Source organism: Cyclobacterium xiamenense, from assembly GCF_009467825.1.
Lineage (GTDB): Bacteria > Bacteroidota > Bacteroidia > Cytophagales > Cyclobacteriaceae > Cyclobacterium > Cyclobacterium xiamenense.
In genome coordinates this window covers 1-1,293 of sequence record NZ_WIOK01000077.1, presented here as the reverse complement: position 1 = coordinate 1,293, position 1,293 = coordinate 1, and the positions used below count along the sequence as shown (strand labels likewise).

2 protein-coding genes are annotated in these 1,293 nt (G+C 27.0%); both read right to left on the bottom strand.

The genetic code is table 11. The features are described 5' to 3' along the window. Nucleotides 1–174 precede the first annotated feature (174 nt). Nucleotides 175–663: a hypothetical protein gene (locus GCU44_RS22905; RefSeq protein WP_154859712.1), complete on the bottom strand. Its 489-nt coding sequence runs from the start codon at nt 661–663 to the stop codon at nt 175–177. Continuing rightward, entirely contained in the window at nt 653–1,156 is a 504-nt protein-coding gene (locus GCU44_RS22900) for a DUF4221 domain-containing protein (RefSeq protein WP_262885346.1), read from the bottom strand. The genes GCU44_RS22905 and GCU44_RS22900 overlap by 11 nt, the downstream gene beginning before the upstream one ends. Between the last annotated feature and the right edge of the window lie 137 nt (nt 1,157–1,293).

Genomic DNA, 1,293 nt, shown 5'->3' with positions numbered 1-1,293 from the left:
AATTCGAATATAGACAGACTCTTATACTTCTTTTCCATAAAATCAGCGTTTAACGACAATATAGCCTTATTCCAACCATTTAACAAACGCCTTATTCAAAAAATAAAATTTAATCCTTTTTTTATAAATTTTTCATTCCGGGTAATAAAAAGGTTAATAAAATATTTAATCAAATCACTCTATAAATTCACTAAATATAGCACCTAATATTTTCTGACTATTTTGATCGTCAAGCTCAAAAATAAATTCGATTTTACCATTATTAAAAACGTAGATGATTGGCTTATTGGAGACCAGCTCATAAATTTTGGATAATTGTTTTTCATCAATAATAACATTTTCTCTTTTAAGAACATCTTTACTAAAATTCATATTATAAGATTTTTTTAATTGACTAATTAGAATAAAATCTACATTATTTAAATTAAAATTTTTATTGACAAATTCAATTGATGTTTTTATGCACTCTCCACATCCATCTAGAGGAATAAAATAATAAATTAAAGTATTAGTAGAATGCTCTAAATCATATGACTTTAATAAGTCAAAAATTCTTTGCTTTGCCACGATATTTTTCTCTTTAGTACAACTTGTAAGAACCAATACGAAAACAATAAAAGCTACTTGTAAATAATAATAAAAAATTCTGTCTCTAATTTTCATTCGTAACATCGCTTAATTCAAACAATTGAAATGTTAAATAATCCTCATTATTCTTAGAGTTATCTGTATGATTTAATGAAATATATAAACCTTCCTTTGCGACAAATGCATTATTTGCTAATAATTTTTCATCGTTGAACAAAGTTTCTCCAACAATATTAAGATTATCATCTAAAATCATAATCGAAAATAAACTAGGAAATAGTCTAGATTTCATTATATCTGTCTCATCTTCTAAATCTACCTTTGGATAGCAAAATCTATAAAATACTTTTCTATAACGATCATAAATTAAGCTTTCATAGTGTTGTGAAACTGATAAATACTTATAAGATTCCAGTCTGTTTCCTGACGATGGATAATTCTCAAATTCATCAGTCAAAAACCTACTACGAGCTCCCTTTTTCTTAAGTTTTGAATTTTCGGAATCAGCATAATAAAGATTGTGGTCAGCAAACAAAGAATAAACAATTTTGGAGTCGGAAACTGCAATACTTTGCTCAAAATGTTTTGGACCATCCGAAAGGTAGCCTCAATGCTATTAAGTTAAGAAAAAAACAGCTCTAGAGGCCAAAATAAGCCGGTTTTCCTTATGAAAACCGGCTTGCTTTAAGTAACTTAAAGCTTCTA

Excerpts from the sequence above, each read along its gene's own strand:
- GCU44_RS22905 (WP_154859712.1), bottom strand. The coding sequence starts at position 663 with ATGAAAATTAGAGACAGAATTTTTTATTATTATTTACAAGTAGCTTTT.